Below are 14,521 nucleotides of genomic sequence, written 5' to 3'. Positions count from 1 at the left end.
TGGAAGAATTCCTAATTGACTTTGAAAATACGGTTATTGTCGTCTCCCACGACCGTCACTTTTTAAATAAAGTATGTACACACATAGCAGATGTTGATTACGGAAAAATTGAAATTTATGTCGGTAACTATGACTTCTGGTACGAATCCAGCCAGCTTGCTGCTAAAATGGCACAAGATGAAAACAAGAAAAAAGAAGAAAAAATAAAAGACCTGAAAAATTTCATCGCCCGGTTTAGTGCAAATGCTTCCAAATCCAGGCAAGCGACTTCGCGAAAAAAACTGCTTGACAGCATTACACTTGATGACATAAAACCTTCGTCACGCAAATATCCATATATCGCCTTTACTCCTGGTAGGGAAATCGGTAACGACTTATTGCGCGTAGAGGGATTAACGAAGACAATTGATGGCGAAAAGATTTTAGATAATATAAGCTTTACCATGAATAAAGGTGACAAAATTGCTTTCATCGGAAAAAATGATATCGCTAAAACAACATTATTTAAAATCCTCATGGGTGAAATGGAAGCAGATTCCGGAACTTACCACTGGGGAGTGACGACATCTCAATCTTATTTTCCTAAAGATAACAGTGCGTATTTCGATAATAATGACCTTCCATTAGTCGATTGGCTAAGGCAATATTCTCCCGAAGATGAGACAGAAACATTTTTACGCGGTTTCTTAGGAAGAATGTTGTTTTCCGGTGAACAGGCATTGAAAAAAGCCAGTGTTTTATCAGGTGGAGAGAAAGTGCGCTGCATGCTGTCAAAAATGATGTTAAGCAATGCTAACGTACTACTTTTTGATGAGCCAACAAGTCATCTCGATTTAGAATCCATCACATCTTTAAACAATGGCTTAATTAAATTCCAAGGTTCTATTCTGTTTACATCACATGACCATGAATTCATCAATAGTATCGCAAATCGACTCATTGAAATTACACCAAATGGCATTTTCGATAAGGAAATGAGTTACGATGAATATGTAAATGATAAGGCTATACAACAAAAATTAACAGAAATGTATGCTGTTTAAGCAAAGTAGTTGGGGCATAACTAGCCAAGAATAAGAAAAAATGGATTCGACCATCGGTCTTTGATGATCGAACCCATTTTTCTTTTATCTGAAGGTGTCCTTTTTGTTTACTAAAACAAGCATATTAAAGCCCTTTTCATATCTAGTTGACTGGAACGAAAGGAGGCTGACTCCAGCGGGAACAGCACGAGTCTGAAGACCCCACGTGAAGTGGTTTTCTTCCGAGGAGGCTGAGGCTGTGCCCGCGAAAAGCAGCCACCTGCAGTGCAAATCAACGGGATTACTAAATAAGTATATAAATCGCACGAAAAAGTAAAATATAGAAGTTCGGGAGTTCCATCTAAAGACGGGACTCCCGAACTTTTTTTACATTTACTGGGGTTTTGTTCCAGTCTCTTTTTGTACACTTCCCCTTACATTTTTGTAAGATTTTTCTTTACTTTTGCCACCAAAATCCATGGTTATTTCTTTCATTTTCTTTTATACTAAGAAAGGATACAAAATATTGGGGGAAAAGAAAATGAAAAAATTACTTGTCGCATTATTCTTAGTCTTGATCCTCGCATTTAGTTTTTTCGGATATAGTCAAACAACGGATCATTCGGTTGAAGTTGTAGACCAAAATAGTTATTTCAGCATCGACAAATAACAGCATGATATTTAAATAAGAAAAAAGGAAAGCCTCTATAAAGATGCTTTCCTTACTTTAATATCGCCGGCGTTTCATAACAGCCTATTCAACAATTGTTACGTTGACGTCCTTGACACCCCAGTCATATGCTTTACCTTTATTAGGAACATGAACGTCAATCTTATTTCCGTTAATCGCACCGCCAGTATCAGCAGCAGTTGCGTAACCATAGCCTTCAACGTATACTTTTGAACCTAATGGGATAACATTAGGATCAACGGCTATTACTTTAGCGTTAGGGTCTGCATTTAAATCTTTCCCAGTTGCAGTTACACCAGAACAGCCATTACAACTTGCGGTATATGCAGTTGATGAAACGGAAATTGTTTTCCCCTCAGGGCTTTCATTTGATTCTGCTTGGTCATCAGATTCAGCTGCAGAAGCTTGCTCAGCGTTTGAATTTTCGTTTGAAGATGTGCTCACTTCTTCAGCAATTGGTTCTTCCGTAGTTTGACTTTCAGCATTTTGGCCTTCAGCATCTTGGTGCACCTGATTTTGATCTTCGGAAGGCTCTTGCTCTTGATTAGATGCTTCAGCCGCTTGAGTTTCCTCTGTAACTGCTGGCTCTTCCGTTTCTACTTCAGCAGTTTGATTCGTTTGATTTTGATGTTGAGATGCCTGAGCACCATTTACTCCAAGCTCTTGCCCAACTATAATTAAATCGGACGGCAAGCTATTCCATGCTTTTAAATTTTGCACTGTTACACCAAACTGTTTTGCAATCCTTGATAATGTATCTCCTTGCTTAACGGTGTAAGTGTTAGCTTTTTCTGCATCTCCTTCGCCACTGACAACCAGGCTTTGCTGCGGATGGATCACGGTGCTATGTAAGCCGTTCCTATCCATTAGTTCGTCTATAGTAGTATTGTGATTGTTTGCGATACTCCAGAGGTTATCTCCTTGTTTTACCTCATATTGTTCTGCCGAAACACTTGTTGCGGCTGCGCCGGCTACGATGATGCCTGTAGCAATTGTCGCTACTATTTTCTTCATAAATAGTACCTCCTTCAATTTCTGACAATGCCTATACTATCATAAGAAAAGGGGTTGTGCGGTTACAAGGTCGTTAAGAGTTTATTGCAATAGTTTCCAGATTAACAAATTTATATTACAAAATATGATTTTAGTAATATTTCTTCTTATTTATATTAAAAATAATCACCGAAAAAGGAAACACCCTCTTTTTAGATGCTTCCTTCTGTTAGATTATTAGATTCTTTAATTGTTTCAGCGAACTATTCTACAATCGTTACATTCACATTTTTGACGCCCCAGACATTTGCCTTGTCTTTGCTTGGGATAAATACGTCAATTTTATTTCCTTTAATTGCGCTTCCTTTATCTGCAGCAGTGGCATAGCCATAGCCTTCAACATGTACTTTTGAACCTAGCGGGATAACATTTGGATCAACAGCGATCACTTTTGCACTTGGATTTGCATTTAAATCCACACCAGTCGCTGTTACACCTGAGCAGCCATCACAGCTAGCTGTGTATGCTGTCGCGGAAACATTGATTGTTTTTCCTTCAGGACTCTCACTTGAGCTTTCTTGTTCACTATTATTTTCATTAGATTCTTTTTCAGAACTGGAATCATTTGCAGATTCTTCAGTAACATTTTCTTCTGATTTAACTTCCGTTTCAACAGCTGGAGTTACTTCTTCTGATACATTGGCCTCTTTTAAATGTAGTTCTTGTCCCTCTACAATTCTATCTGATGATAGATCGTTCCATTTCTTGATACTTGGAACTGTTACATTAAATTCTTTTGCAATCCTTGATAATGTATCGCCTTTTTCAACTACATAAACGTCTTCTGATTCTTCATCAATGACTAATGTTTGTTTCGGCTGAATTACCGTATTTTTCAAACCATTTATATTAACTAATTCATCTACTGTCGTATGATGTTCATTTGCTATATCCCAAAGGTTATCTCCTTTTTCAACTTCATATTGCTCTGCTGATACGCTTGTTGCTGCAGCTCCTGCAATAATGATTCCTGTAGCAATTGTCGCTACTATTTTCTTCATTTGTAATTCCTCCTCAAATTTCTAACAGTGATTATATTATCACAGTAAAAAGGAGAGTGGATTTACAAATCGATTAATATTTATTACAGTTCCTATTAAACTATTATAACCCTATTACAATTGAAATATTTTTGTAATATAAATGTGTCACGTGAATCTTTTGTAATACTTTTGTATTATTAAAGGTTCTTTTCTCCAATAAAAAATAGGTGTATTGTCTATCCGTGATGTCATTCATAAGTAAAAAAGCATGGTTCATTACCACCATGGTAGTAGAACCATGCTTTTTTATCTTTTTCACGATGATCTAATCTATTTTTTTCGCTTTGGGTCAAAAGCATCCTTTAATCCTTCCCCAAAGAAGTTAATGGACAATATCGTTAATGTAATACAAACAGCTGGAGGAATCCATATCCATAGTTTATTTTGCAGTGCATCTGTCTGTCTTGCTTCCATAAGCATATTTCCCCAACTCGGAATTTCCGGCGGGACGCCAACCCCAATAAAGCTTAGTCCTGCTTCAGCTACAATATACGTGGCAAGCAACAGCGTAGCCTGGACGATAATCGTTGTCATTACATTTGGGATTAAATGTTTCATGATTACTTTAGATGGTTTCGACCCGATGGAAGTTGCAGCTAAAACATACTCATTTTCCTTTTCTGCTAATATTTTACTACGAACAATCCGAGCTACACTTCCCCAGCCCAGTAAACTAAAAACAATGATTAAACTCCACATCCCTGTTACTTTACCAAAGCCAATCATTATTGCATTTAATACTATAACAAAAACATAAAAGGGCAACGTTAAAACAAAGTCTGTAAAACGCATGAATAAATCATCAATCCAACCACCAAAAAAACCAGCAATCGATCCAATAATCGATCCAATGAAAGTTACAAAAAGCATGGACGTTAAGCCGATTGTCAAGGAGACCCTTCCTCCGTAAAGCGTTCTCGTAAACACGTCTCTTCCATTTCTATCTGTCCCAAACCAATGCTCATTTGATGGCTCTTGATTAATATTTGCCATATCAATTCTACTAATATCCTCACTAGTGATATAAGGAGCTAAAAAGGACAGCGTGATAATAAACAGAAGAAAGAGTAAACTGATTACTGCTAATTTCCGTTTAAAAAATTTCTTTCGGGCTATCGTCCATGTAGAGTCAAACTTCCGTTCCATTTCATCCCGGTCTGAAGATGGTGTATTTAGTGCTGGCTCCACAAATAACCCTCCTTAATAACGAATCCTGGGATCTACAACCCCATATAATAGGTCGGAAACGAGGTTACCTACTAACGTCAGCAATGAAAACAATAATGTTAAAGACATAACAACGGGATAATCTCTCGTATTCACTGAATCAATGAACAGCATTCCAATTCCCGGATAAGTGAAAATTGTTTCCGTAATAATCGCTCCTCCAATTAATGTAGCTAAATCAAACCCAAAAAACGTTACAAGAGGGATGATGGAATTTCTTAAAATATGTTGATTATAAATATGCGATTCACTCGTACCTCTTGCTCTAGCACTACGCACGTAATCCATTTCGCTATTTTGAATAATATCATTCCGTAAAAATTGCGTGTAAGATGCTGTCGAGAATAATCCAAGCGTTATCGCCGGCAAAATAACATGCAGCATTCTATCATTCCAATACGCAAATGTTCCTTCTTCAAGACCTGGGGTGACGGAGCCGTTCGATGGCAGCCAGCCTAACTGGAATGCAAAAAAGTAGATGGCTACTATCGCTATAATATATTGGGGGATAGCTATTCCAGTATAGTTAAACGTAGCGATTAAGTTATCACCAACCGTATATGGTTTGCGGCCAGAATACATACCTAGTATGAATGCTAGTATGTATGTAATTATGAGTGCTGCTAATGCCAAAAATATCGTATTTGGAAGCCTTTCTACAATGACATCTAATACTGGCTTCTTATACGTCGTTGACTTCCCTAAGTCTCCTTGGACAAAATTCGTGACCCACCTTTTATACTGAACAGTGATCGGATCATTATAGCCCAGCTTTTCTCGCATTTCTTCAATGTAATCTGTACTTGTATTATTTGGGTCGATTTCACCTGAAAAGGGGTCCCCTGGCATCAAATGTGCCAGGGAAAACACAACAACAGAAACAAGAATCAGCAAAGGAATCATAGAGAACAGCCTGCGCAACGTGTATGCTAACATAGACATTTCTCCTTATAGATAAAGAATGCAGCTATTTTATTACTCTGTTACATACCATTCATGGAAATTACGTAAACCATTAGGATCAATGGTTACACCTTCTAAATGGTTGTTCATCCCGTACAGGTCAATATTTTCCCAAAGCGGAAGTGCAGGTAGTTCTTCATTAAATAGCTTCTGCCACTCTACATATACATTTGCACGGTATTCTTCATCAAAAGATGCTTTGCTCAATCCTTCTTCTAACAATTTATCTGATTCTTCATTTACCCATCTGCCATAATTCCACTCAGCCGTGCTGTGCCATAATCCAGATGGATCTGGATCGGACCCGACCACCCAAGCTCCAAAAAACACTTCAATGTTTTTATCATCATTTTCCTTCATTTCATTATACGTATTAAATTCAATTAACTGTCCAGTTGCAAGTTCTGTTTTTAGACCGACATCTTCCCAGTTTTGCATAATAGCTTGCGCGCGTCCCTCAAAAGCAGACGGACCAGCATAATGAGAAAACTTAACAACAAACTCTTCCCCGTCTGGGTCTTCTCTATATCCATCATCATTTGTATCTTTATATCCTGCGTCATCAAGCAGTTTTTTAGCTTTTTCTGGATCAAAGTCATACTGCGTTAACTCGGATTCATCAGCGGCTATCCAATGTACAGAAGGTATAGGTGTGTTAACAATCGTTCCCTTACCTGCTAGATAAGAGTCAATCAAAGATTCCCGGTCCAGCGCATAAAACATAGCTTGTCGTAATTTTTTATTAGCATACTTATCAAAGTCGGCTACTGCCTGCCCCTTATCTTGATCATAATGTCCAAATCGAAAAGCGACATAAGAATACCCGAGACCTTTTTGTTCTTCAACTCGAATATGATCTAATCCTTCAAGTTCTGCGATATCATCAGGGCGAACCTCCATAATATCTATTTCCCCGTTTTGCAGTGCCCCTAATGTTAATGAAGGGTCGACTACTTTAATTAACACCTCAGCCAATTTAGGCTTGCCTTGCCAATAATCGTCAAAACGCTCCAGACGAACATACTCTCCCTGAACAACTTCTTTCACTTTAAACGGCCCCATTCCTACAGGGTTTTCACGCACTTCCTCCGCAGATTCCATGTCCGCTACAGGAATATCCTCAAGTTCTTTTTTCGGCATTGGTGTCGTCCATAAGTTCCCCAAGTTATTTACTTTTGCTTCTTTAAATGTCACTACTGCTGTATATGGATCTTTTATTTCAAATCCGGAAATGGAGTCTGCTTCTCCCTCGCGATATTCCTCTGCACCATCAATCTCCTTGACATAATTAAAGCGTGGCCCTTCATAATCCGGATGAGCAATTACCTCAAGAGCAAATTCCCAGTCTTCCATTGTTAACTCCTCACCATTGTGCCATTTAACACCTTCCTTCAGTGTAAATATAAATTCCTTATTATCCTCTGTCTCCCATTCAGCGAGATTTGGCTCATACTCCATATCGGCATTTACGGTAACTAAATCTTCATGTATAAAGTCCATGATTTCACTGTCAATGGCACTGCCGGCAAATCCATCAATAAATAATCCCTCTGGGGCCTGGTCGACTGCATAAGTAAGCGTGCCGTCCTCCTTTATTTCGCCCTCCGCTGTTTCCTTTGTATCTGCATCATTTTTATTTTCTTCTCCCTCATTATTCGACGTACTATTAGAACAGGCTGCAAATACAATAACCAAAACAGATGAAAGCGCTAACAAAAACCAATACCTTTTTTTCAAACCATCTTCCCCCTTTAGAATTTATTCTATATTATTCATATAAGAGACAAGCAGCATGACGATTTGGTTTCACCTCCTTCAATTGAGGTACAACTTCTTTGCATTTTGGCATCGCCACTGGACATCTTGTATGAAAGACACAACCGGTTGGTGGATGTTGCGGACTGGGTACGTCCCCTTTTAAAATAACACGTTCTTTCTTTCTTAATGGATTGGGATTAGGAATGGCTGACGTCAACGCTTGCGTATAAGGATGTAAAGGCTCTCTATAAATTGCTTCCTTATCGCCAACTTCCACCATGTTTCCAAGATACATAACCCCAATGCGATCACTCATATGTTTCACTACACTTAAATCGTGTGCAATAAATAAATAGGTCAATTTAAATTCATCCTGCAAGTCCCTAAGCAAATTTAAGACCTGCGACTGAATCGACACATCCAAAGCACTCACTGGCTCATCTGCTATTATTAGTTTGGGATTTAATGCAAGTGCTCTTGCAATGCCGATACGCTGTCGTTGTCCTCCTGAGAATTCATGCGGATACTTATAATAATCTTCCGAGCGCAAACCTACTCTTTTTAATAATTTTTTTACCTCCCCTTTTAATTCTTTATGTGACTTTGACATGTAGTTGCGAATTGGTTCATCAACGATATGGCCTACCATCATTTTTGAATTTAATGATGCATACGGATCTTGAAAAATCATTTGAAAGTCTTTCCGGGCCTTTCTTAATTTAGCACCTTTTAATCTTGTAATATCCTCCCCGTCAAAAACAATTTTTCCTTCCGTAGCGTCCGTAAGGCGTAATATTGTTCTTCCAGCAGTCGTTTTCCCGCATCCAGATTCCCCGACCAGTCCAAATATTTCCCCTTTTTTCAAACGCAATGAAATATCATCTACAGCTTTCACGTCCGCCACTTTTCGCTTAAAAAACCCTGAGGTTACAGGATAATATTTTTTCAACTGCTTTACTTCCAGTAACACATCACGATCACTTCCACCCTCTAAAGCTATACTACTTTGTCTGCTCATAAATTCACTCCTTCCTGCTTATTTGATGGGTTTGGATAACACTGCTCATAAAGCAGGCATCTTGCGTGATGTCCATCAACGACTTCAGCAAGTTTCGGTGTTATTTTTGAACAGTCTTCAAATGCCTTGGGACATCGGTCTGCAAAACGGCATCCTGTTTTGGGCATGTTTTGCAGTGAAGGCACGATCCCCTGAATGGTATGTAACTTACTAATGTCTTCATCTATTTTCGGGATACTATTTAATAATGCTTCCGTATATGGGTGTTTAGGGGAATGAAACAGATTGATAACATTGGATGTCTCTACAATTTGCCCGGCATACATCACAATGACTCGATCTGCCATCTCTGCTACGACACCTAAATCATGGGTGATGAGCATAATTGCCATGTCCTCTTCATTCTGTATCTCATTTAAAAGTTCTAATATTTGCGCCTGTACGGTTACATCAAGTGCAGTCGTTGGTTCATCTGCAATTAAAAGTTTAGGGTGAAGGGAAATCGCTATTGCAATCATCACACGCTGACGCATTCCCCCTGATAACTGATGAGGATATTCGTTTACCACCTTGTCAGGACGAGAAATACCTACTTGCCTCAGCAGATGAATTGCCTTTTCTCTCGCATCTTTCTTTGATATAGCAATATGATTAAATAATGCCTCCTTTAATTGGAAGCCAATTGTAAATACCGGGTTGAGCGCTGTCATTGGTTCTTGAAAAATCATGGCTATATCCTTGCCGCGTATGTGCCTCATTTCTTTATCGGGTAGCTTTGTCAGATCTTTTCCGTTAAATAAAATTTCACCGGCTGCTATTTTGGAGTTTGCCATTGGTAATAACTGCATAATAGATAGGGACAATACACTTTTTCCGCACCCGGATTCTCCCACAACACCAACAACCTCTTTTGGTTTTACGTCCATATGGATATCTGTTATGGCGTTATGTAATTTCCCATCCATTATAAAGCCTGTTTGCAAGTTTTTAATTTCGAGAAGCTTTTTATCATAGGGACTTTCTTTCAATTGGACATCTACCTCCCGACACTTTATTTAATATTCCGACAATTCAGGAGACACTCAAACTTACATCCCTGTTTTACAAAACAGTCTATTTTCCCCGATTATAAAGGATACGCTACATTTTTACAAGACTATTTTACTAATATTTCAATTTAGTTTAAATATTCCGTCTTTAGTGTCCATAAAATGTTATAATCTATTTAACTCTTTTCAAACCCATCATACCAATAGAAAGTTAAGCTATCCTATTAGTATGATGGGTTATACTGTATTACTCCTATACGGGACGGGGAGTTGGAGAAAGTTATTGCTTTCGTGAAGATAAATAAACACCTAGGATCATAACAAAAAGGGCTAAGATACCAGCTGTTATATACATCTGATTAAAGCCGGCTTTTAATATATTTGAGACTGTATCAAGCGCCTCCAAACGTGTTTTGGGATCAGTTATTTTATTGATCTGTTCGATAACCTCTCCGTAATTTTCCTCCCCATTGACATGATCCAGGCCTAAGTCTCCATATTTCACTTTCATTACCGGAGAAATATTTGTAAATGCTCCAGCAACAAAGCCAGCATATAACGTTGGGAAAAGAGATAGACCAATTTGACGGATTAACGATAATGCTCCAAGTGCTGATCCTTCTTCATTGCTCCCGGCACACTCGCCAACCAGAACATTTAGTGGCGCTCCAAGTAAAATACCTAAGCCAATCCCCGCCAGAACGCTTGCGATAAGAAATGGCCCAAGGCTATCGACCCAAAGCGGGAAAAGGACAAAGCCAATGACACCGATGAATCCGGCATAGATGATTGTTTTAATTGCCCCCGCTTTATCTGTAAGGTAGCCCCCTAATCCAGCGCCAATTCCGGAGGCAAGTGCCATTGGGGTTAACCAGTATCCGGCTTTCTCAACCGGCACTTGCAAAACTTGCTGGACAAAGGAAGGAATAAAAATAATGCCCGCTAAAAACCCGCCTGATAAAAGGCCTAAAATTAATGTGATTTGAAATAGCCGTTTTTTAAGTAAAGAATAAGCTACAATTGGATCTCCGTTACGTTCTTCTACACGGCGTTCATGAAGAATAAAAATGATAAAAAATACAATCCCGATCAATAAAAATGGTCCTGCAGAAGGCTTCATCATACTTTCAAATAAAGCAAGACTATTGAGGTTCGTCAGTCCATACATGAATGCCAAGATTCCCAACGCAAGTAAAACAGTCCCTGCAAAATCCATCGGCTTTGTAGTACTTTGTGTTGTCTCTTCTATTTTAAAAAAGCCAAATACGATCAAAAAAATGGCGATTGGTATATTGATTAAAAACATCCACTGCCACGTACCCGTTATGCCTAAAATGATCGCTCCCAAATTAGGCCCGATGACAGCCGCCAGTCCGTTCATTCCGCCCAACATGCCCAGCGCCTTTCCTTGCTGACCTTTAGGCAAGGTTGCTAAAATATGTGAACTTCCAATAATAAAAATCCCACCGCCACCGATGGATTGGATAAAACGCGCAGCAAGAAGAAAGATAAAACTGGGACTTAATGCAACCAGCAAGGAACCAATCCCAAATAAAAATATTTCAATAATAAATAACCGCTTCCTGCCAAAACGATCCGATAATTTCCCGATAATCGGAACACTTATTGCAATACCAAGTGTGTAAAGCGTAATGCTCCAGGCTCCCCAGGCAGGAGAAACACCAAACGTGTCGTTAATTGTCGTAAGTGCGGTACTAATTATTCCATTATCAAGGCCTGCCATAAAAACCCCAATTGTAAAAAGGGCTACTGGCCATTTTTGAGATGTTCTATGTTTCGTACTCACTTCATCAACTCCACCTGACCAAGCGTAGTTTATGTAAATGCAACAAGGACTCATTTTTCTGAGCCCTTGTTGGCTGGTCGATTATTTAAAAAGACTTCTGAAAAAATCACTGATTATTTGAAAAAGATCCGCAAAGAAGTTCACCACTTTTTGCCAAAAACCTTCATCGATATCCAAGTTTTCAAGTTTGTCTTTTACTTTAGAGGCAATATCCTCAAGCTGATTTTTTACCTGATCAAAGTTAATATTCAAATCACGCATTTTTTCAAATAAATCAATGAGTAACTGACGATCTTTGTCACTTAAAGAGATCTCTAATTTATCCAGTTGTTCTTGGACAATTTTTTCCACATCTTCTTTCGTTGCCGGATTTTGTTCTGCGATTTCCTTTTTAATCTCTGTTAGTAGTTCACTAACTTTTTCTTGGTTCATTCCTTCTTTTTTGGACAATTCCGTTGCTACATCAAGCTCTTCATTGGCTAATTCCATTCTTTCCTTATCAAGCTCTTCACCCTGTACATCATACGCTTTATAAATCCCTGTAAGCGCTGAATGTCCACTTACCTTTACTGGCGAAACAACTTCAACCTCTGCATTTTCTACACCAGCAGTAAGCAGTGCATTGGCATACATCTCCGTAGTTACCTCTGTAATATTATCTGGTGTTGCAATATCAATGTGAAGACCTGTCCCCTTTTCTTTTCTTGTTATTTTTGCTGAAGAAAACATTCTTGAATGCGGGTCTCCATCAATATATTTAGCAATATCCTCGCCTGTTACGGTATACGCTTCTACTGCACTTGGGTCAGTGACATTTAGTAAATCACGTACTTCCTGTTTTTGTTCCTCTGATAAAGTATCTCCATAAACAACTACAGGTACACCCAGTTTTTCATTAATGCTATCTGAATCCGCTGCATGAGCAGGCTGTGTTAGTCCAGTTACCAAACCAATAATCAGCAAAAATATGGCAGTTAATTTTAAATCTTTTTTCATATTCTTTTACTCCTTTTAGTGTTTACTTTTACTTGCATATACTTTTTGCCTTCAACTTATTATAACGTTTTTTATTCGCAATGAACACATTTGATTGTCATCGCTCATCTCGCACCCCCTTAGAAGCAGTAACTTGACATAAGCAGATAACTTTTATTTTTTATGGAACCATTATATAGTGAAGATAGCTAATAAAAGAAAGAAGGGCTTCACAATCTGTGATCAAAATATACGTATCAAAAAAAATTTAGCAATCATGTGGTTTGCTAACTTTTTTGTTGCTGGAAGTATGACAACTCTTTTGCCATTTCTTTCCCTTTATATTGAAACACTCGGCGATTTTTCCAGTTCGTATGTGCAAACATGGTCGGGCTGGACATTCGGTGTAACATTTATTACTGCTTTTATTTTTTCACCGATATGGGGACGCATTGGTGATAAATACGGCAGAAAAAAGATTCTGATTATGTCTGCTACCGGGCTTGGCTTATCTGTATTATTGATGGGATATGCTACTTCCGTATGGGGACTTTTTTTATTGCGTTTCTTTATGGGGATATTTACCGGTTTTATCCCAATGTCCCAAGCTTTCATTGCGACACAAACCCCAAAAAAGATCGCAGGGAGTGTACTTGGAACACTGCAAACTGGAAGCATCACAGGAACATTAATGGGGCCGCTGATTGGCGGATCGATAGCTGACGTAGTTGGTTATGCTGCTACGTTCAAATGGACATCCGTTACGGTATTTTTATCCGCTATCATTGTATTAGTTGGAGTCAAAGAAATAAAGCTAAATGTTTCCGATGAAACAGATCAAAAATCATACAGCAGTAAAGAAGTTATCATGCATATTTTACAAAAACCAGTACTTCTCGTTGTTATGCTTTTATCTGCACTCGTACAAATTGCGCATTTCAGCATACAGCCGATCCTCTCTTTATACGTTGCAGAAATTCATGGAACTGCAAGTATAGCACTCTTTTCCGGGATGGCCTTTTCTGCTGCAGGTCTGGGAAATTTACTGATGACAAAGCGCTGGGGAAGACTTGGCGACCGGGTTGGATATATGAAAGTTTTAATACCGCTGCTATTTATGGCAGGGATTGTCTATTTTCCGGGAGCATTTGTTACAAGCATTTGGCAACTCATCATCATCCGGTTTTTATTAGGTGTGTCGATTGGGGGCATTATCCCGCTAAGAATAGCTTATATACGACAAGTTGCACCACTTTCCATGCAAGGAGAGGTTCTTGGCTACAACACTAGTCTCCGCTTCCTCGGAAATATGATTGGTCCCGCTTTAGGCGGTATGCTGGCAGGATATTTCGGAATTTCTACGGTATTCTTTGTAACAAGCGGTCTGCTTCTTGCAGGTGGCCTGATCATGCTGAGCGTATGGTATAAATATGAACATGTAGAAAAACATACACAACCACTGCCGTCACACCGAAACTAATAGACGAGACTGGGACAAAACTCCAGTAAATGTAAAAAAATTTCGGGAGTCCCGTCTCTAGATGGCCCCCCCGAACTTCTATATTTTACTTTTCCGTTCGATTTATAGTTATTTAGTAATCCCGTTGACTTGCACTGCAGGTGGCTGCTTTCCGCGGGCACAGCCTCAGCCTCCTCGGAAGAAAACCATTTCACGTGGGGTCTTCAGACTCGTGCTATTCCCGCTGGAGTCAGCCGCCTTTCGTTCGAGTCAACTAGATATGAAAACGGCTTTAATATGCTTGTTTTAGTAAACAAAAAGGACACCTTCTGATAAAATTAAAGTCACTACACACAATTTTTCAGGGGTGTCCCTTATGTTTCCATGAATCAAATTGTTTTGCCGCTGGATTTAGAAATTAAATGACAAGAAGATGATATTGCCTATGTCGTGGAA

The 14,521-nt window shown here is 38.9% G+C and carries 12 protein-coding genes; 3 read left to right on the top strand and 9 right to left on the bottom strand.

Features of this window, described 5'->3' with window-relative positions; all coding sequences use genetic code 11:
- Both GZ63_RS0108850 and GZ63_RS18600 read left to right on the top strand, forming a co-directional pair.
- Positions 1 to 1,043 (top strand): ABC-F family ATP-binding cassette domain-containing protein (locus GZ63_RS0108850; RefSeq protein WP_029268710.1); only part of this gene is annotated, 1,043 nt, incomplete at its 5' end.
- A 520-nt stretch (positions 1,044 to 1,563) separates the two neighbouring features.
- Entirely contained in the window at positions 1,564 to 1,692 is a 129-nt protein-coding gene (locus tag GZ63_RS18600; protein WP_264175928.1) for a hypothetical protein, read from the top strand.
- 84 nt (positions 1,693 to 1,776) lie between these two features.
- Here the strand turns inward: GZ63_RS18600 and GZ63_RS18695 are convergent, their stop codons facing one another.
- From GZ63_RS18695 to GZ63_RS0108800, 9 genes are all read right to left on the bottom strand, one after another.
- Positions 1,777 to 2,727 (bottom strand): LysM peptidoglycan-binding domain-containing protein, encoded by a 951-nt coding sequence (locus GZ63_RS18695; protein WP_029268708.1) that lies wholly within the window; start codon positions 2,725 to 2,727, stop codon positions 1,777 to 1,779.
- Positions 2,728 to 2,969: 242 nt separating this feature from the next.
- Positions 2,970 to 3,767 (bottom strand): LysM peptidoglycan-binding and 3D domain-containing protein, encoded by a 798-nt coding sequence (locus GZ63_RS0108835; protein WP_029268706.1) that lies wholly within the window; start codon positions 3,765 to 3,767, stop codon positions 2,970 to 2,972.
- 312 nt (positions 3,768 to 4,079) lie between these two features.
- On the bottom strand, positions 4,080 to 4,997 hold the full coding sequence (opp4C, locus tag GZ63_RS0108830; RefSeq protein ID WP_029268703.1) for an oligopeptide ABC transporter permease: 918 nt from the start codon (positions 4,995 to 4,997) through the stop codon (positions 4,080 to 4,082).
- A 12-nt stretch (positions 4,998 to 5,009) separates the two neighbouring features.
- On the bottom strand, positions 5,010 to 5,972 hold the full coding sequence (gene opp4B, locus GZ63_RS0108825; RefSeq protein ID WP_029268701.1) for an oligopeptide ABC transporter permease: 963 nt from the start codon (positions 5,970 to 5,972) through the stop codon (positions 5,010 to 5,012).
- A 39-nt stretch (positions 5,973 to 6,011) separates the two neighbouring features.
- Positions 6,012 to 7,736: an oligopeptide ABC transporter substrate-binding protein gene (gene opp4A / locus GZ63_RS0108820; RefSeq protein ID WP_029268699.1), complete on the bottom strand. Its 1,725-nt coding sequence runs from the start codon at positions 7,734 to 7,736 to the stop codon at positions 6,012 to 6,014.
- 31 nt (positions 7,737 to 7,767) lie between these two features.
- Positions 7,768 to 8,775, bottom strand: coding sequence for an ABC transporter ATP-binding protein (locus GZ63_RS0108815; RefSeq protein ID WP_051681439.1), 1,008 nt, complete (start codon positions 8,773 to 8,775; stop codon positions 7,768 to 7,770).
- Complete coding sequence (locus tag GZ63_RS0108810; protein WP_084179141.1) at positions 8,772 to 9,740, bottom strand: ABC transporter ATP-binding protein; 969 nt, start codon at positions 9,738 to 9,740, stop codon at positions 8,772 to 8,774. The genes GZ63_RS0108815 and GZ63_RS0108810 overlap by 4 nt, the downstream gene beginning before the upstream one ends.
- Before the next feature lie 364 nt (positions 9,741 to 10,104).
- Entirely contained in the window at positions 10,105 to 11,685 is a 1,581-nt protein-coding gene (locus GZ63_RS0108805; RefSeq protein ID WP_051681438.1) for an MFS transporter, read from the bottom strand.
- 27 nt (positions 11,686 to 11,712) lie between these two features.
- The gene (locus tag GZ63_RS0108800) at positions 11,713 to 12,627 is read right to left on the bottom strand and encodes a DUF1002 domain-containing protein (protein ID WP_029268694.1); all 915 of its coding nucleotides are present in this window, start codon (positions 12,625 to 12,627) and stop codon (positions 11,713 to 11,715) included.
- Between the two features lie 256 nt (positions 12,628 to 12,883).
- Here GZ63_RS0108800 and GZ63_RS0108795 point away from each other — a divergent pair, with 256 nt between their 5' ends.
- Positions 12,884 to 14,086 (top strand): MFS transporter, encoded by a 1,203-nt coding sequence (locus GZ63_RS0108795; RefSeq protein ID WP_038221104.1) that lies wholly within the window; start codon positions 12,884 to 12,886, stop codon positions 14,084 to 14,086.
- The last annotated feature ends 435 nt before the right edge of the window (positions 14,087 to 14,521 follow it).

The organism is Virgibacillus alimentarius, from assembly GCF_000709085.1.
Taxonomy (GTDB): domain Bacteria; phylum Bacillota; class Bacilli; order Bacillales; family Amphibacillaceae; genus Virgibacillus_B; species Virgibacillus_B alimentarius.
The sequence above is the reverse complement of the archived record's forward strand: the minus strand, read 5'-3'. Positions and strand labels throughout refer to the sequence as shown.